This window comes from Flavobacterium sp. LS1P28 (genome assembly GCF_003970335.1).
Classification (GTDB): Bacteria; Bacteroidota; Bacteroidia; order Flavobacteriales; family Flavobacteriaceae; genus Flavobacterium.
In genome coordinates, this window is the sequence record NZ_RYDI01000002.1 from 270,202 (window position 1) to 288,304 (window position 18,103).

Sequence of the window (18,103 nt, forward strand, 5' to 3'; positions counted from 1 at the left end):
TATAAAAAATAGAATAATGTGAAATCTGTATTTTTAGTTTTATTTTGGAGAATAAATAATTCCCGAACTGTGATCTGATTTTGCACCTGTAACGCTGCTCAATACATTTATTTCGCCTCGTAATTTTAAAACGCCGAGTAATGCAAAAATCAACGCTTCTTTAAATTCCAGAATTTTAGTTGATGGAATAATAATTTTCATTTCCGGTAAATGACATTGAATGCGCTCCATCAGAAAATCATTGTAAGCGCCACCGCCAGTTATGAAAAGGCTTCCTTTTTTATTGGGTAAAGCCACCGCAATTTGCAGCGCCACGTGTTCCGTGAACGTGTGTAATTTGTCTTTTATGGAAATGGAATAGCTTTCTATAATAGGTAAAACGGTTTCTTTTACAAATTCAAAACCCAACGATTTAGGATGTTTCTTTTGGTAAAAATCCAACGCATTTAATTCCTGTACTAAATCTTTGTTGCAAATTCCTGTTTTCGAAATACTGCCTTTGTCATCATAATCTAATCCCAGTTTATTGGCATAAAAATTCAAAACAGTGTTTACCGGTGAAATATCAAAGGCAATTCTTTTGTTGTTTTGTTCAAACGACACATTCGAAAAACCGCCTAAATTCATGCAATACTCGTATTCAGAAAATAAAATGCGGTCGCCAATAGGAACCAAAGGGGCACCTTGACCTCCCAATTGCACATCCTGAATTCTGAAATCACAAACAACCGTTTGGCTAATTAAAGGGGCAATTTCCGGCAAATTTCCAATTTGAAGTGTGAATCCGTTTTGGGGTTGATGCAAAATAGTATGGCCGTGGGAACAAACGGCATCGAGATTTTTTATTTCATGTTTTTCGATGAAATCAGAAATGATAGCAGCCAGAAGTTGCGTGTAATCTTGGTTTAATTTTTCGAGAGCAGTTTCAGAAAAACCGACAGCTATTTTCAATTTGTTTAACCAATCAATGCTATACGGAACCGTTTCGGATTCCAGGATTTGAAAGTCCCATTCATTGTTTTTGACAGTAAAGACAATATATGCCAAATCTACACCATCCAGTGAAGTTCCGGACATGACTCCTATAATTGTATACTTTTCTTTAAACATTGGCTAAATTTACGAAATCGTTTGAAATCTAATATTTAATAATTACTTTTGACGACAAATTTAAGAACATTTAATTTACAATAAAAATATGGATTTTAATCTAACCGAAGAGCATTTAATGATTCAGCAAGCGGCACGCGATTTTGCAAATGCAGAACTGTTAGCCGGAGTTATAGAAAGAGACGAACATTCAAAGTTTCCTACTGAACAGGTGAAAATGATGGCTGATTTGGGTTTCATGGGAATGATGGTGGATCCTAAATATGGTGGATCCGGTTTAGATAGTATTTCGTATGTTTTGGCTATGACCGAAATTTCAAAAGTTGACGCTTCTGCGGCAGTAATTATGTCTGTGAATAATTCATTAGTTTGTGCTGGTCTTGAAAAATATTGCAATGAAGAACAAAAAATGAAATATTTGGTTCCGCTTGCAAAAGGGGAAGTAATTGGAGCATTTTGTTTGTCAGAACCAGAAGCGGGTTCAGATGCCACATCTCAAAAAACAACAGCTCTTGATAAAGGGGATCATTATTTGTTGAATGGGACTAAAAACTGGATAACCAATGGTTCTTCAGCGTCAACCTATATTGTAATTGCTCAAACAGATATTGAAAAAGGACATAAAGGAATCAATGCTTTTATCGTAGAGAAAGGTTGGGCGGGTTTTGATATTGGACCTAAAGAAAAGAAAATGGGAATTCGTGGTTCAGATACGCATTCTTTGATGTTCTCTGATGTGAAAGTTCCGAAAGAAAACCGAATTGGAGAAGATGGTTTTGGGTTTAATTTTGCTATGGCAGTTTTAAACGGAGGACGAATAGGGATTGCTTCCCAAGCATTAGGGATTGCAACCGGAGCGTACGAATTAGCATTGAAATATTCTCAAGTGAGAAAATCTTTTGGAAAGGAAATTTTCAAACATCAAGCGATCGCTTTCAAATTAGCGGATATGGCTACTCAAATTATGGCGGCAAAAATGCTAGTTCTAAAAGCAGCTTCTGAAAAAGACGAAGGGAAAGATATTACGCAATCTGGTGCTATGGCTAAGTTATTTGCTTCTCAAACGGCAATGGATACTACAATTGAAGCTATTCAAATTCACGGCGGAAATGGATATGTAGCTGAATATCATGTGGAGCGAATGATGCGGGATGCTAAAATTACTCAAATTTACGAAGGAACTTCTGAAATACAACGAATTGTAATTTCAAGAACATTAGTTTCATAATTATATTGCATACTATTTTACAAACCCTTTCAAGTTATGATTTGAAAGGGTTTTATTTTTCAAATCATTTTTTCAATACATTTACGGAAATTTTTTTTTATGTACGAAGATTTAAAATATTGGTATTTGCGCGATCATAAATTATTCCGGACGTTGAGTTTTGGACAAATCAGGGAATTGTGTATCATCACCGGTTTTAAAAAAGCACAGAAAGGCGAAATTATTTATTTTTCTTCTTCGGATTTGCCAAGAATTTTTCTGCTAAAAAAAGGGAATATAAAAATTGTGGCAGTTGATGAAGACGGCAATGAAACAATTAAAGATATTATTCAAAAAGGAGATTTATTTGGAGAACTGGCTTTGGAAGCCGACAGCCACTCTAATGAATATGCAAAAGTACTTTCGGATGATGTGGCTATCTGTAGTTTTCTAATGTCGGATTTTGAAAATTTATTATTGCAAAATCCAAGTTTGGCGTTGTCTTACACCAAGTTTGTAGGATTAAAGATGAAACGCATTAAGAACAGTTATTCTAATTTGATTTCTAAAGACGCCAGAACCAGATTGTTTCAGTTCCTGAAAGATTGGGCAGAGAAAGAAGGAAAAAAAATAGGTGATAAAGTAGTTATTGAAAATTACCTGACCCAAAATGATATTGCCCAAATTATATGCACTTCGAGGCAAACAACTACACAATTACTGAATGAAATGGAAACGAATGGTACTATTGTTTACAGCAGGAGAGAAATTATTATAACGGACATCAGTGCATTATAATTAATTTAGTGGAACTGTAACATAGCCGACAAATCAGTTCGAAATAGTACAGTAGTTTTACAACTTAAAAATGTAACACTATGAAAAAAATAATTTGTCTGGCCTTATTTGCAATTGGATTATCCGCTTACGCTCAAAATAATTTACCAAAATTAGCCACAGAAATCGCTCCATTGCTTATTGGAGAAAAAATTCCTACTTTTACTTTGAAATCTGTAGAAAATAAGGATGTTAATGTAACGGAATTAATCAGTAAGAAAAGAACGGTTTTAGTTTTTTACCGTGGTGGTTGGTGCCCGTATTGTAATGCTCATTTAGCCGCTTTGGCCGAAGCCGAAAAAGAATTGTTGGATTTAGGATATCAAATTATCGCAATAAGTCCCGATGCTCCAAAAAGCTTGAAAGGTACAGATGATAAAGAAAAGTTAAATTATTTGTTATTGTCAGACAGTGCAGGTGAATTGTCGAAGGCGGTTGGGATTGCTTTTCAAGCACCAGAAAATTATAAAGCCATTCTCAATAAAGATTCTGAAGGAGTAAATAGCTCTTTTTTGCCTGTTCCGGCGGTGTTTATTTTAAATGTAAATGCGGAAATTGAATTTGAGTACATCACTCCAAATTTCAAAAACAGAATTTCAAATGATTTGTTGATAGCCGTTGCAAAATCGTTAAGTAAATAGTCATGAAAAAGGTACTGTTTGTTCTAACCGTTTTGTTTGCTTTTTCTGGCTTTGCACAAAACGACAGCAAACGAATGGATCATTTTAATCTTGAAAAAAATGTGGCTATTCAAGGACATGATCCTGTGGCTTATTTCAAACAAGGAAAAGCAGTGAAAGGCAAAAAAGAAATAACAGCATTGCATGAAGGCGTGGTTTATTATTTTTCGATGCCAGTAAATAAAGACTATTTCTTAAAGAATCCTTCAAAATTTGAACCGCAGTACGGAGGTTGGTGTGCTTTTGCGATGGGAGATTCTAATGAAAAAGTGTCTATAAATCCGGAGACTTTCAAAATAAAGAATGGGAAGTTGTATTTGTTTTACAATGCTTTTTTTAATAATACATTGAAAAGCTGGAACCAGAATGAATCTGGATTGATGATGAAGGCCGATGTAAATTGGAATAAAATAGTGAATTAAAAAAATAGAAATCATGAAACTATCTCTGTTTTTCTGATTGCTGAGATTTACGACAGCAGTAATTTTAGTCCAAACGCTGAACTTCAAATTTACGGGGAGTGAAGAATCGGTTTCTGTTTTTTCTACTATGGGGTAGAACCTTATGGACGAATTGGCACTGGAATTGCCGAGTTGATTGTGGTAATTTTGATCTTAATACCAAGAACTTTCTTGTTTGACGCTGTATTGGGTTGCGGAATTATGGTTGGTGCGGTTTTTGCCCATCTGTTTGTGCTTAGGCTTGAAGTTAAAAATGATGGTGGGACACTTTTTATTTTGGCTCTAATTGCCTTTCTTTGTTGCGCTACTTTAATTATTAATGACAGAACTAAAGTGATGAATTTGTTGAATTAAAACGTAAATATGCTACTACCTTCTATTAATAATAGTTTAAACGAACTGATTGATTTGCTGAATCAATTGTCGCAAAAAGAATATTCAAATTCTTGTGCGGAATTAAGTAATGCAAGTATTGGGGAGCATACCAGACATATTCTTGAAATGTTTCAGTGCTTAGAAAATCAATATGATTCAGGCATTGTGAATTATGACAAAAGAGAACGAAATTCCCGTATTCAAACGGATACGACTTTTGCTATTGAAAACATCGTCTTGATTCAACAAAATTTAAACAAGAAAAACAAAAATATCGAGTTGTTGCAAGTTATTGATGGCGAGGAAATCCGAATTGAGAGTAATTATTTCAGAGAATTACTGTATAATCTAGAACATTGTATTCACCATCAAGCACTTATAAAAGTAGCTATTTTACAATGTGAAACAGTAATCATTGACCCTAATTTTGGAGTTGCCCGATCTACCATCGAATATAGAAATCAATGTGCACAGTAAGTTTTGTAGCAACGAATGATACAATTATCATTACCTCCAATCGGGATGAAAAAACAGTAAGACCCAGTGCAATACCTCCAAAAAGTTATACCGTAAACGGGAAAAATATTATTTTCCCAAAGGATCCAAAAGCAGGAGGAACGTGGTTTGTGGCTAATGCTGACGGAGTAATTTTGGTACTTTTAAACGGTGCGGATGAAAAGCATGAAGTACAGCTCCCATATCGAAAAAGCCGTGGCTTGATTGTTTTAGAGATGATCAGTAGCTTATCGCCAAAGGATTTCTGGAGCGAAATTGATTTGGAAAACATTGAACCTTTTACATTAGTTTTATTTCAAAACAACGCTCTTTTTCAATTGCGCTGGAACGGAAAAAAGAAAGAAACAATATCTTTAGACATACGTAAAAATCATATTTGGTCTTCATCAACGTTATATTCATTAGCCATGCGTGAACAGCGTTTGCAGTGGTTTTACACTTTTATGAATGAGAATCCTGAAATTTCCGAATTAAAAATGCACGATTTTCATCGCTACACCGAAGAAGGAAATGATGAAAATGGTTTGGTTATCAATAGAAATGACGAAATGAAAACGTTGAGCATTACACAAGCAGTTATTGAAAAAAATAAAGTTGCTATATTGCATTACGATTTGATTGCGCAACAGGATTTTTCGACCTCATTTATCACCGTTTAATACGTACACATTGACCCGAGTTATGACGAACAGGCGAATCAAACTATTTTTTTATAAAGTTACGCATTGGGAATACTGGCCTTTCCAGATTGTGTATATTCCAATTTATTTTCTTTGGTCCTATTATTCCATCAAGGCAAAATCTATTTTTTTCTTTAATGCGTCTAATCCAACCATAAAAAATGGCGGTTTTATGATGGAGTCCAAAAAACAAATCTACAATTTGATTCCACAACACTATTACCCAAAAACGGAATTAATAAAAGAAGGAACTACTCTTGAAGAAATTTTAAAGACGATTCAAGTATCAAAAATAAAATATCCTTTGATTGCAAAACCAGATATTGGACTGCGAGGCTCCGGAGTCAAAAAAATTAACAATGTTCAAGATTTAAAAGAATATGCTGAAAAAGCAAATTTTGATTATGTAGTGCAGGATTTAATTCCGTTTGACAATGAAGTCGGGATTTTTTATGTGCGTTATCCTCATGAAAAAACCGGTAGAATTACTGGAATTGTTTCTAAAGAATTTCTGATTATTACCGGAACCGGATTCTCTACCGTAGAAGAATTAATCAAAGAAAATCCGCGATACGAACTGCAATTAAAGGTTTTGAAACAAGAATACGGAAAAAAACTACTCGAGATTCTTCCAAAAGGAGAAAAATTGAATCTGGTGCCGTATGGGAATCATGCACGAGGCGCAAAATTCATTGATGGAAGCCATTGGGTCACACCAAAATTGACACAGACTATTAACGAAATGTGTTTGCAAATTCCTGGTTTCTACTTTGGGAGAATGGATGTGATGTACAATACTATTGAAGAATTAGAACAAGGATTGAACTTTTCAGTTGTGGAGCTGAATGGAGCTGCAAGTGAGCCCACCCACATTTATGATCCAAAAAATTCTTTGTTTTTTGCCTGGAAAGAACTTGCGCGTCACATTACCTACATGTACGAAATAAGTGTGGCAAACCATAAAAATGGCACTCCATATTTAGGGCATAAAGAGGGGATGAAAGAATACAGAATGCATCTGAAACAAAGCTATAAAATTGTAAATTTCTAAAATAATGAAGGCATTAAAGAACATTTTTGTTGGTTTTTTAGTGAGTTTTATCGGCTCGATACCCTTGGGTTATTTGAATGTTGTAGGTTTCGAAATCTATTCAAAGCTAGGAATGAATAGCTTGGGTTTCTTTTTATTAGGAGTGATTTTCGTAGAGATGGTTGTAATTTATCTCACTTTAATTTTCGCAAAGCAATTAGTAAACAATAAAAAATTAATGAAAATTATTGATTTTTTTGCCGTTCTCTTTCTGTTGATTTTAGGGTATTCTTTTTATGCTAATTCCAGTCAAATAATGGAAGAACAAGGGATTTTAGAGAGTTATGCTATGTGTTCTCCTTTCCTTATTGGTGTATTGTTGAATTGTATCAATTTTCTTCAAGTGCCGTTTTGGACCGGCTGGAATCTCTATTTGATAAATGGGGATTATATTTCCATTGTAAATAAGCTCAAACTGTATTATATTGCAGGAACTTTGGTAGGCACATTTTTTGGGATGTTAAGTTTAGTTTTGATATTAAATACCTTATCTAAAAACACAACCAGTTTTTATCAATATGTAATGCCAGTAGTAATTCCGTCATTTTTTGTGGTTTTGGCTCTTGTTCAAATGGGTAAAGTCTACAAGAAATATTATCGAAATAAAACCCTTTTATAAAATAGAAATCTCAATATCATGAAAAAAGCATTCCTATCTCTTTTTTTAATTTTCTTAGGTTGTCTGTCAACTCAAGTTATTATTGCCCAAACAGCTAGTAAGACGCAAAAAAACCCAGTTGATATTGACTATAAAGTATCAGAAAATGACGTTGCTAAAACATTAAAATATTTAGCTTCGGATGAACTGGAAGGAAGGGAAACCGGAAAAGAAGGAATGGTAAAAGCGGCGGATTATTTAGAGCAGTTTTTTAAAGACAACAATGTAAAACCTTATTTCAAATCGTATCGCGATACATTATCCACTTTTAAGGGAACCGCTTTTAATATCGTCGGTTTTGTTGAAGGGAACGATCCGGTTCTTAAAAATGAATTTATAATGCTAAGCGCACATTACGATCATATTGGCTTGGATAAAAAAGGAGTGAAGGGAGATTTTATAAACAATGGTGCCAATGATGACGCTTCAGGAACAACTGCAGTTGCTGAAATGGCAAAATATTTTAGCATAGCCAAAAACAATAAGCGAAGTATTCTTTTTGTATTTTTTGCAGGAGAAGAAAAAGGGTTATTAGGTTCTAAGCATTTAGCCAAAAAACTGAAAGCGCAAGATTTTAAATTGTATGCTCAATTCAATATTGAAATGATTGGTGTGCCAATGAAAAGAGCGTATCTAGCTTATATTACTGGTTTTGATAAATCCAATATGGCAGGTAAAATCAATGAATATACTGGAAAAAATACGATTGGTTTTCTTCCAAAAGAAGCCGAATATAAATTATTTTACAGATCCGATAACTTCTCTTTTTATGATATTTTTAAGGTGCCTTGCCAATCAGTGAGTACATTCGATTTTGAAAATTTTGACTTTTATCATCATGTTTCGGATGATTTCAAAGCGATGGATATTCCTCACATGACTTCTTTTATTCAAGAATTATTACCCGCTGTAACGCAAATGGCAAATACGCCAACACAAGAAATCGTATTGCTTAAATAGTTTTAGAAACCGGCTGATTCATATTATACGCTAATATAGAATAGTCATTATTATTGAACTGAAAATCCCCAATAATGGTCCATTTCAGTTTTTCGGTATGCGCTTTCATAGACGGGATATTTATTTTATTGATAAATGTCAAACCCAACGCATATTTTTGTGCCATGTGTATTCTCATGAATTCAAACAATGGTTTGATCAATCCCCTGCCACGGTATTCCTTGTGAATGCAAATGGGTCCGTATTGAAAACTATTTGTTGTGGTGATTTTAAAATCTAAAAAGTGTAATTCAGGAAACAAGGAGCTCATGTAATTGAAAATGGGCCATTGTTGGAAAAACTCCCAACTTCCTGCAAAAATGTAAGCAATGATTTTGTTATTTTTCTTGGCAATAAATAATTCAGATTTTTGAATAACTTCGGTTAATTGTAGTATTGAAAATGGCGTAGTAACAAATCCAGAAATTTTTTCTTCTTCGGATAAATTTACTACAAGATACAATTCTTGTAATACCAATACATCATCAATGTCACTCATTTTTGCAGTTTCGAATTGTATGCTTTTGGTCATTTTTCTTAAAATCTGATGTTAATTTTGTTTGTCAAAAATAAGTAAAATTCCTGAAATTTTTAATTTTTATTGTACTAACAATCCTTTGCATAAAGCCTTATTTTTTTGTCGTTTTTGTTTATTTTTGCTACATGAAAAATATCATCATCACAGGAACGAGTAGAGGAATAGGATTTGAATTAGCATTGCAATTTGCCAATGCGGGACACCAAGTCTTAGCCATATCCAGAAAGATTCCTCAAGCTTTATTGGGCAACAAAAATATTACCTGTCTTTCAGTTGATTTGTCCAATGAATCGGAATTAGTGAAAGTAAGTGATTTCCTTTCTAAGTCTTGGAAACAAATAGATGCAGTCATTCATAACGCCGGAAGTTTATTGTTGAAACCTTTCTCAGAAACGACTCAGGAAGATTTTGAAAACATCTATAAGGTCAATGTTTTTGGAGTGGCTAATTTGACTCGAATTTGCCTGCCTTATCTGCAAAAAGGAAGCCATGTAGTAACCATAAGTTCTATGGGTGGGATTCAGGGAAGTTTAAAGTTTGCCGGATTAGCGGCGTATAGTTCAAGTAAAGGAGCCGTGATTACGTTATCAGAGTTATTAGCTGAAGAATATAAAGACCGCGGGGTTTCTTTCAATGTTTTGGCTTTGGGTTCCGTGCAAACAGAAATGTTGGCAGAAGCTTTTCCGGGATATCAAGCGCCAATATCAGCGGGCGAAATGGCGAATTATATTTATGATTTTACTTTGACTGGAAATAAATATTTCAATGGTAAAGTGTTGCAAGTTTCTTCTACGAATCCTTAATTTATAACTCACGTCTATTTTGAGCGAAACCTTAGCCAGATTTATTCCAGAGCATGCGGTAAAACCCGTTTTTGAACTTATTGTTGCTAATCAAGTGCATCTTAAGATTGTCAACGAGCGTCAGACACGTCATGGTGATTATCGAAAAGGCTTAAACGGAAAGCATGAGATCACGGTAAATTCAAATCTCAATAAATACAAGTTTTTGATTACGTTGATTCATGAAATTTCACATTTGGTTGCGTTTGAAAAATTCGGTAGAAATATTAAACCGCATGGAAACGAGTGGAAATATTCTTTTCAAAGGCTGATGATTCCTTATATTCGACCAGAAATTTTCCCAAATCAATTGTTGCCTTTGTTGGCGAGACATTTCAAAAATCCTACAGCCAGCAGCGATACTGATGCTGCTTTGGCATTAGCCTTGAAACAATTTGATCAGCAAAATGATAAAAATTATGTGTTTGAAATTCCGTACGGTAGTGTTTTTAGAATCCAAAACGGAAAGATATTCAAGAAAATTGCGATCAGAACCAAGCGTTTCGAATGTTTAGAAATGAGTTCTGGAAGAACGTATTTATTTAATCCAAATGCTGAGGTCGAGTTGTTGAGGTCAAGCTAGCTTTTTACTCTTTCAAATACGCTTCCCGTACTTTTTTGAATAAATTGGAAGAATAAACAAAGGCAACGACAGCCTCATTATCGGTTCTGAAAATTTCTTCTTTGTTTCCTTCCCACGCTTTTAAGCCATCTTTTAAGAATAGAATTTTCTCTCCAATTTCCATCACGGAGTTCATATCATGTGTATTGATAACCGTTGTGATGTTATATTCTTCTGTAATTTCTTTAATCAAATTATCAATTAATATAGCGGTATTTGGATCTAAACCAGAGTTAGGTTCATCACAAAATAAGTATTTGGGGTTGTTTACAATGGCGCGGGCAATAGCAACGCGTTTTTGCATTCCTCCTGAAATTTGTGAAGGGAGTTTTTTATGGGCATCAGTAAGATCGACTCTTTTTAATACAAAATCTACGCGCTGCTGAATTTTTGCTTTATTGTCCCTAGTGAACATTTTTAATGGGAAGCCAACATTTTCAGCGACAGTCATCGAATCAAATAAAGCACTTCCTTGAAAAACCATTCCAATTTCAGTGCGGAGTTCTCGTTTTTCGTCAGACGTTAATTCCGAGTAAATTCGGCCATCAAATGAAATTGTTCCAGATTCCGGAGTATGAATGCCTAAAAGACTTTTGAGCAAAACTGTTTTTCCGGATCCACTTTGTCCAATAATTAAATTGGTTTTTCCGGTTTCAAAAACCGTAGAAATACCTTTAAGAATTTTATTTCCACCAAATGATTTTTCTATGTTTTGTACTTCTATCATGATCCTAGTAACAACTGTGTTAGTATATAATTGAATAGTATTATGGAAACTGATGTCCAAACAAAAGAAACGGTACTGGCTTTACCTACTTCAAGCGCACCACCCTTCATATAATAGCCATGAAAAGAGGGGATTGTGGCCAGTAACATGGCAAATATCAGTGTCTTTATGAATGCATAAACAATGTGGTACGGGATGAAATCCATCTGTGTGCCATTTATAAACTCAGTACTAGAGATAAAACCACCATAAACGCCTGCCATCCAGCCTCCCAAAACTCCCAGAAACATAGCAATTCCTATTAAGAATGGGTATAATAATAAGGCGATTATTTTAGGAAAAACCAAGTAATTTAAGGAGTTTACACCCATCACCTCTAAGGCATCAATTTGTTCGGTAACCCTCATGGTTCCTATACTGGAGGTAATAAACGAACCCATTTTCCCGGCCATAATCACGGAGATAAAAGTGGGGGCGAATTCTAATATTACGGATTGTCGTGTCGCAAAACCGATAAGATATTTTGGAATTAATGGGTTAGTTAGATTTAAAGCAGTTTGTATAGCAACTACACCTCCAACAAAAAAAGAGATAAAGGCAACAATACCAAGAGAGTCAATGATTAGGTCATCAATTTCCTTGAAAATTAAATTTCTCATCACAGACCATTTGGTCTGTTTATTAAAAATTTCTCTCAGCATTAGGAAGTATCTTCCTATCTGTGTTATATATCGAATAAGCATCATAAGTTTTGTGAATATGGGCTAAATTACAAAAATTGTAAGGAGTTATATCTTTCAATTTAGCAGTTTTTGATTTTGGAAGCTAAAAAAGCTTTTCCTGCATTTTTTTTAAACGATATTTTCTAATGAATTTTGCTTGTTCTTCTGTAACTAATAATGGAGTTTTAGCTGCTTTAGCTTTCCAATAACCGCTGATGTAATCTACAAATAGTAGCGGTTTTTTCTTCATTATTGCCAGCTTTGCCGAAGCGATGGAAGTGATTAAAAAGCCGTAGCCTAAAGTATAAAATGCTTCGCCTTGTTTGTAACGTGCAGTTTTATTGTAATTGGCGCCAGTTGGTTTTAGGTGTTTTACCAGTAATGAAGTGTCCGTAATGACTTTCCATCCGTAAAATTTACATAGTAATTCATCTACGGTGTCCCAACCCATTGCCGGTTTTAAATTACCTATTTGCTCGAAGCATGCTTTTCTATAGGCTTTGAATGCGCCACGAATATGGTCTTTGTCAGTAAGATTTTCCAGAATCCATGTACCATTTTTTTCGATATAAGCAAATCCGCCTGCCATTCCTATTGTTGCATCTTTTTCGAAAATGTTTAAAATAGTTTCAAAATAGTTGTTGGGCAGAATTAAATCGGCATCCAGTTTCACGATTACGTCATAATTTTCATCTAATGTTTCATAACCTTTGTGAAAGGCCTGAATAACTTTACTTCCCGGCAAATGAATTGCTTGGGAGGTTTTTGTGACCAATGTGATAAACGGATTTTCTTTGGCGAAAGCCATAACGATTTCGGCCGTTTTATCAGTAGAATTGTCATTGACTACGACTACTTTTTTGGGCAAAATGGTTTGCGAAATCAAAGAATTTAGCGTTAAAGCAATAAATGCTTCCTCGTTATGGGCCGGAATAACAATGTAATAATTCATTTAAAAATTTTTAGATTTTAGATTTTAAATTTCAGATTAACGATTTGTTGCAAGTCGTTAATCAGAAATCAGAAATCAGAAATCGTTAATCTATTTGATTTTTTCAGCGTAAACAATATAATATCGGTTGGTAAACTTTCTTAATAAGGGACGAATTCCAAATTTTTTAACGGGATTGGTCCATTTTTGCCGATCTATTATCTTCCAGCCTGTTTTTTCTAATAGCCAATCGAGTTGCCAGTCTTCAAATTCGTGGTAATGCCTATCCCAGAGGTCTGTTTTACTGCGATAAGCTGGAGAAAACCACAGTCGCAATGGTATAGAAATAAAAAGTTTATCCGATTTTATTTCGTTTAAAATAGTGAAAGGATTTAGTAAATGTTCAAAAATTTCGAAAGCGGTTACAACCTCTTTTTGTTCTCTTAAAAATACGGATTGGTCTTTGTCTAAGTCTTCTCCGGCTGTGTTTGTAACTGTAAATCCTTCGGATTTCATGATTTTAGAGAAAGGGTTTTCAACGCCTAAGTCTAAGATGGTCTCTGAGGAGGAGACATGTTTTTTTAGAAATTCTAAAGTATGTTTGAATCTTTTATTGGGAAACGTTTTTTCGTACATGTTTTTTTGATTTGTCCGCTGGGGAACGAAGGCACAAATATAGTAATAAATGTGTTTTTGAAGATTGTTTTTTAGCCCGGATGGTAATGAAAATCCCGGAGCTTCAAAATGTAGTTTTTCAAGGTGCAAAAAGCGACTAAAAGAAGCTTTATTGCACCTTAGAAAAACAAGTTTTGTAGTGAGGAATTGTAATGGACAGCCGGATTAGCTCCTGATTACAATTTCCTAAAAAGAATTAATATCGGTAAATAAAGGCGTTGATGTTCATTCCTGCTCCAACAGAGGCAAAAATCATAACATCTCCTTTGTGTATTTCCTGATTTTCTATTTTGCCTCGGATGAGCAGGTCAAAAAGAGTTGGAACGGTAGCAACACTGCTGTTTCCCAGTTCATGGATACTCATGGGCATGATGTCTTTAGGAACTGTTCTGTCGTATAATTTGTAAAAACGCTGTATGATTGCTTCGTCCATTTTTTCGTTAGCCTGATGGATAAGAATTTTTTTGACATCATCAATACCTAGTCCACTTTTGTCTAAACAACTTTTCATGGCTGCAGGGACATGATTTAATGCAAATTCATAGATTTTACGTCCGTACATTTTTATGTAGCGAATGTCCGGATCTAAATCAGGATTGTAGGATTTCCCAAAGAATAAATAGTTGGCTTCGTCATTTGCATAGGTGGCACTTTCATACGCTAACAAACCGGTGTCATCATCTGAAGCTTCAATGATAGAAGCGCCGGCACCATCTGAGTAGATCATGGAATCCCTGTCATGCGCATCGACTACTCTGGAAAGCGTTTCTGAACCTATAACCAAGCAACGTTTTGCCATGCCGGATTTGATGTAAGCATTGGCTTGAAGTACGCCTTCGATCCATCCGGGACAGCCAAAAAGGATGTCGTATGCAACACATTTTGGGTTTTTTATTTGTAGCTTGTGTTTGACACGTGTGGCTAAACTTGGAAGCATATCGGACTGGCTTGTGCCGTATTTTACATCGCCAAAGTTATGAGCAAAGATGATGTAATCTATTGTTTCAGGATCAATTCCAGCATTTTTTATTGCTTTTTGAGCGGCAAAAAAAGCGAGATCGGAGGAGTTTAAATGATCCTCTGCATAGCGCCGGTGTTCAATTCCGGTAATTCCCTTAAATTTATTAATGACTACTTCGTTTGGATAACCAAAAGCGGTTCCATCCTCGTTTAAAAAAACATGTTCGCCAAAATCTGTATTGCTTATTTTTTTCTCAGGAATATAACTTCCTATTCCAGCTATTTTTATTTTCATTGCGTTAATTTTCCAAAATTTATGCTAAATTAATCATTAAAAAATTAGTACAGTCACAATATTTACTATGCATGCATATAATTGTGAAATAATAATTTATTGGCTAAAATATTAATTTTTTTATTGTAAAAGGAATGTTTTGATGCGATTTTTATTTCTTACTTCTTTTAAGTTAAAAAAACTGCTTTTTTATTTTTTTTATCAAAAGATTGCTTCTGGTCAGATAATTTTTTTGCGCAAAAAAAATGTCTCGATTTCTCGAGACATTTTGTAGTGGTTTAACTTTCCATATAGGCTTCAATTGGTGCGCAGGAACAAACTAAGTTTCGGTCTCCATAGGCATCATCTGCTCTTCGTACGGTTGGCCAGAATTTATTCTCGGCAATATAATCTAATGGGAAAGCGGCTTGTTCCCGAGTGTAAGGAAAATTCCAGATATCAGTAGTTAGCATGGCTAATGTGTGGGGCGAATTTTTCAAAACATTGTTTTTGTCTTCTAATGTTGCGTTTTCAATTTCTTTACGGATTGCAATCATGGCATCACAAAAACGATCTAACTCTTCCAGGTTTTCACTTTCTGTAGGTTCAATCATTAATGTTCCTGCCACTGGGAAAGAAACCGTAGGTGCATGGAAACCGTAATCCATCAAGCGTTTTGCAATATCAGTAACTTCAATTCCTTTTTGTTTGAAAGGGCGGCATTCTAAAATCATCTCGTGTGCGGCACGACCCATTTCTCCAGAATACAACGTATCATAATGACCGTTTAGTTTCTCTTTAATATAGTTGGCGTTTAAAATGGCATATTGAGTAGATTGTTTCAACCCTTCGGCTCCTAGCATACAGATATAGCCGTAAGAGATCAAACACACTAATGCGGACCCCCAAGGTGCGGCAGAAATTGCTGTTATCGCGTTTTCTCCACCAGTTGGAATTACAGGATTAGTAGGTAAAAACGGCACTAATTGTGGCGCAACGCATATAGGTCCTACTCCTGGTCCGCCGCCGCCGTGAGGAATCGCGAATGTTTTATGTAGGTTCAAGTGACATACATCAGCGCCAATAGTTGCAGGATTTGTCAATCCAACTTGCGCATTCATATTCGCACCATCCATGTATACTTGGCCTCCGTTATTGTGTATTAACTGTGTGATTTCTCTAATGGCACTTTCAAAAACTCCATGAGTCGATGGATAGGTTACCATCAGACAGGCAAGATTGTCTTTGTGTAAAACTGCTTTTTCGCGTAAATCTTCTACGTCAATATTTCCGTTTTCCAATGTTTTAGTTACCACTACTTTCATTCCTGCCATCGCTGCTGATGCAGGATTTGTTCCGTGCGCGGATGATGGAATTAAAGCAATGTTTCTGTGGTGATCTCCTCTTGACTGGTGGTACGCACGAATCACCATTAATCCGGCATATTCGCCTTGAGCACCTGAATTAGGTTGTAATGTTGTTCCTGCAAAACCAGTAATGACATTTAATTGGTTTTCTAATTTAGCCAACATCTCCTGATATCCTTGCGCTTGATCAAGTGGTGCAAACGGGTGAATATTGTTCCATTGTGGCATGCTTAACGGCAACATCTCTGAAGCGGCATTCAGTTTCATGGTACAAGACCCTAATGAAATCATCGAGTGATTCAACGCTAAATCTTTTCGTTCTAACATTTTGATGTAACGCATCAAAGCTGTTTCTGAGTGATGTTTATTGAAAACATCGTGTTGTAAAAACGTTGATGTTCTGTTTACGTTTTCAGGAAAATGATTGGTTTTTGATAACGTTTCAATCAGTGTAAGCGGAGTCCCATTTGCAGAAGCGAAAACAGCAATAATTTTATTCAAATCAGCAATGCTTGTCGTCTCGTTTAAGGAAATTGAAATCGTATTATCATCAATGTAATAGAAATTAATTTCGTTTTCTTCTGCAATTGTTTTTACTTTTTTAGCGTCAGCCTTGATGACAATGGTGTCAAAGAAAGCAGTGTTCATTTGCTGGAAACCAGATTTTTCTAATGCATTAGCCAATGTCGCTGCTGAAGCATGTACTTTATTTGCAATATATTGCAATCCTTTTGGTCCGTGATACACGGTATACATTCCGGCCATAACGGATAATAATACTTGAGCGGTACAAATGTTAGAAGTCGCTTTATCCCGTTTGATGTGTTGCTCACGGGTTTGCAACGCCATACGCAAGGCGCGGTTTCCATCCGTATCAACTGTCACGCCGATGATTCTTCCCGGCATGCTTCTTTTATATTCGTCTTTTGTTGCAAAATAAGCGGCGTGCGGACCACCGTATCCTAGCGGGATTCCAAAACGTTGTGTTGTTCCAAGAACAACAGCAGCGCCTATTTCTCCGGGTGGTGTCAATTTAGCCAAACTCAAAATATCAGCGGCAACAGCTACTTTTATTTCGTTTGCACCTGCTTTAGCGATAAAGGCAGTATAATCATGTACTTGCCCAAATTTTCCCGGATATTGAAGGATTGCTCCAAAATAGTCCGATGAAAAATCGAATGTTTCATGGTTTCCTAGTACTAATTCGACACCAATTGGCGTGGAACGTGTTTGTAAAACGGATAAAGTTTGGGGTAATATTTCTTCAGAAACGAAGAATTTATTGGTGTTATTTTTCTTTTGATCCCGAGAACGAACGTCAAAAAGCAGTGCCATTGCTTCTGCGGCTGCAGTTCCTTCATCTAATAAAGAGGCATTCGCAATTTCCATTCCGGTTAATTCGATAACCATCGTTTGGAAATTCAAAATGGCTTCTAAACGGCCTTGCGCAATTTCGGCTTGATACGGCGTATAGGCAGTATACCATCCTGGATTTTCAAATACATTTCTTTGTATCACTGCAGGAATAATTGCGGCATTGTATCCTAAACCAATGTAGGATTGAAAAACTTTATTTTTATTTCCTAATTTCTGAATGTGATTTGCAAACTCATATTCGGTCATTGCAGGTTCTAAATCTAAATCAGATTTTAAACGAATGTCACTTGGAATCGTTTCCTGAATCAATTGTTCCAGCGTTGCTGCCCCAATTGTCTTTAACATGTGTTCTAAATCATTTTCTCTAGGGCCAATGTGTCTTAATGCAAAAGCGTCTGTTTTCATTGTATATAAAATAGGTTGTGTGTTTCTTGTTTTAAAAGGCTGTAAAATTA

20 protein-coding genes are annotated in these 18,103 nt (G+C 35.4%); 12 read left to right on the forward strand and 8 right to left on the reverse strand.

The genetic code is table 11. The features are described from left to right. Positions 1 to 39: 39 nt before the first annotated feature. Entirely contained in the window at positions 40 to 1,110 is a 1,071-nt protein-coding gene (locus EKL97_RS03120; protein WP_126568073.1) for an anhydro-N-acetylmuramic acid kinase, read from the reverse strand. A gap of 88 nt (positions 1,111 to 1,198) precedes the next feature. Here EKL97_RS03120 and EKL97_RS03125 point away from each other — a divergent pair, with 88 nt between their 5' ends. The 10 genes from EKL97_RS03125 to EKL97_RS03170 all read left to right on the forward strand — a co-directional run bounded on the left by EKL97_RS03125 (position 1,199) and on the right by EKL97_RS03170 (position 8,574). After that, complete coding sequence (locus EKL97_RS03125; RefSeq protein WP_126458702.1) at positions 1,199 to 2,338, forward strand: acyl-CoA dehydrogenase family protein; 1,140 nt, start codon at positions 1,199 to 1,201, stop codon at positions 2,336 to 2,338. A 99-nt stretch (positions 2,339 to 2,437) separates the two neighbouring features. After that, entirely contained in the window at positions 2,438 to 3,115 is a 678-nt protein-coding gene (locus EKL97_RS03130; protein WP_126458705.1) for a Crp/Fnr family transcriptional regulator, read from the forward strand. An 80-nt stretch (positions 3,116 to 3,195) separates the two neighbouring features. Beyond that, the gene (locus EKL97_RS03135) at positions 3,196 to 3,795 is read left to right on the forward strand and encodes a peroxiredoxin-like family protein (protein ID WP_126563371.1); all 600 of its coding nucleotides are present in this window, start codon (positions 3,196 to 3,198) and stop codon (positions 3,793 to 3,795) included. 2 nt (positions 3,796 to 3,797) lie between these two features. Continuing rightward, positions 3,798 to 4,256: a YHS domain-containing (seleno)protein gene (locus tag EKL97_RS03140; protein ID WP_126568075.1), complete on the forward strand. Its 459-nt coding sequence runs from the start codon at positions 3,798 to 3,800 to the stop codon at positions 4,254 to 4,256. Between the two features lie 186 nt (positions 4,257 to 4,442). Then, entirely contained in the window at positions 4,443 to 4,649 is a 207-nt protein-coding gene (locus EKL97_RS15770; RefSeq protein WP_231507385.1) for a hypothetical protein, read from the forward strand. 9 nt (positions 4,650 to 4,658) lie between these two features. Beyond that, positions 4,659 to 5,147 carry a DinB family protein gene (locus EKL97_RS03150; protein WP_126568077.1) on the forward strand — a complete coding sequence of 163 codons (489 nt, stop codon included), beginning with the start codon at positions 4,659 to 4,661 and terminating at the stop codon, positions 5,145 to 5,147. Next, the gene (locus tag EKL97_RS03155; protein ID WP_126568078.1) at positions 5,135 to 5,845 is read left to right on the forward strand and encodes an NRDE family protein; all 711 of its coding nucleotides are present in this window, start codon (positions 5,135 to 5,137) and stop codon (positions 5,843 to 5,845) included. Before EKL97_RS03150 ends, EKL97_RS03155 begins: the two co-directional genes overlap by 13 nt. 22 nt (positions 5,846 to 5,867) lie before the next feature. Further along, entirely contained in the window at positions 5,868 to 6,917 is a 1,050-nt protein-coding gene (locus tag EKL97_RS03160) for an ATP-grasp domain-containing protein (RefSeq protein WP_126458720.1), read from the forward strand. Between the two features lie 4 nt (positions 6,918 to 6,921). Next, positions 6,922 to 7,575 (forward strand): hypothetical protein, encoded by a 654-nt coding sequence (locus tag EKL97_RS03165; RefSeq protein WP_126568080.1) that lies wholly within the window; start codon positions 6,922 to 6,924, stop codon positions 7,573 to 7,575. Positions 7,576 to 7,593: 18 nt separating this feature from the next. Next, on the forward strand, positions 7,594 to 8,574 hold the full coding sequence (locus tag EKL97_RS03170) for a M28 family peptidase (protein WP_126568081.1): 981 nt from the start codon (positions 7,594 to 7,596) through the stop codon (positions 8,572 to 8,574). On the opposite strand, the gene EKL97_RS03175 is transcribed toward EKL97_RS03170, so the two are convergent. Beyond that, a complete protein-coding gene (locus tag EKL97_RS03175; RefSeq protein WP_126568083.1) occupies positions 8,567 to 9,145 on the reverse strand; it encodes a GNAT family acetyltransferase in 579 nt (192 codons plus the stop codon). The two genes, EKL97_RS03170 and EKL97_RS03175, sit on opposite strands and share 8 nt — an antisense overlap. Positions 9,146 to 9,276: 131 nt before the next feature. Here EKL97_RS03175 and EKL97_RS03180 point away from each other — a divergent pair, with 131 nt between their 5' ends. Continuing rightward, positions 9,277 to 9,954 carry an SDR family NAD(P)-dependent oxidoreductase gene (locus tag EKL97_RS03180; protein WP_126568085.1) on the forward strand — a complete coding sequence of 226 codons (678 nt, stop codon included), beginning with the start codon at positions 9,277 to 9,279 and terminating at the stop codon, positions 9,952 to 9,954. Between the two features lie 19 nt (positions 9,955 to 9,973). Beyond that, positions 9,974 to 10,576, forward strand: a complete 603-nt coding sequence (locus EKL97_RS03185; RefSeq protein WP_126568086.1) for a SprT-like domain-containing protein — start codon at positions 9,974 to 9,976, stop codon at positions 10,574 to 10,576. A 4-nt stretch (positions 10,577 to 10,580) separates the two neighbouring features. Here the strand turns inward: EKL97_RS03185 and EKL97_RS03190 are convergent, their stop codons facing one another. The 6 genes from EKL97_RS03190 to gcvP all read right to left on the reverse strand — a co-directional run bounded on the left by EKL97_RS03190 (position 10,581) and on the right by gcvP (position 18,053). Then, positions 10,581 to 11,342 carry an ABC transporter ATP-binding protein gene (locus tag EKL97_RS03190; protein WP_126451773.1) on the reverse strand — a complete coding sequence of 254 codons (762 nt, stop codon included), beginning with the start codon at positions 11,340 to 11,342 and terminating at the stop codon, positions 10,581 to 10,583. Next, positions 11,339 to 12,088, reverse strand: a complete 750-nt coding sequence (locus EKL97_RS03195) for an MlaE family ABC transporter permease (RefSeq protein WP_126451774.1) — start codon at positions 12,086 to 12,088, stop codon at positions 11,339 to 11,341. The genes EKL97_RS03190 and EKL97_RS03195 overlap by 4 nt, the downstream gene beginning before the upstream one ends. 79 nt (positions 12,089 to 12,167) lie before the next feature. Beyond that, the gene (locus EKL97_RS03200; RefSeq protein WP_126568088.1) at positions 12,168 to 13,016 is read right to left on the reverse strand and encodes a glycosyltransferase; all 849 of its coding nucleotides are present in this window, start codon (positions 13,014 to 13,016) and stop codon (positions 12,168 to 12,170) included. A 90-nt stretch (positions 13,017 to 13,106) separates the two neighbouring features. Next, entirely contained in the window at positions 13,107 to 13,631 is a 525-nt protein-coding gene (locus tag EKL97_RS03205; protein WP_126568089.1) for a methyltransferase, read from the reverse strand. A 235-nt stretch (positions 13,632 to 13,866) separates the two neighbouring features. Beyond that, positions 13,867 to 14,925 (reverse strand): 3-oxoacyl-ACP synthase III family protein, encoded by a 1,059-nt coding sequence (locus tag EKL97_RS03210; protein WP_126451777.1) that lies wholly within the window; start codon positions 14,923 to 14,925, stop codon positions 13,867 to 13,869. A gap of 278 nt (positions 14,926 to 15,203) precedes the next feature. After that, entirely contained in the window at positions 15,204 to 18,053 is a 2,850-nt protein-coding gene (gene gcvP, locus EKL97_RS03215; RefSeq protein WP_126568091.1) for an aminomethyl-transferring glycine dehydrogenase, read from the reverse strand. Positions 18,054 to 18,103: the final 50 nt, after the last annotated feature.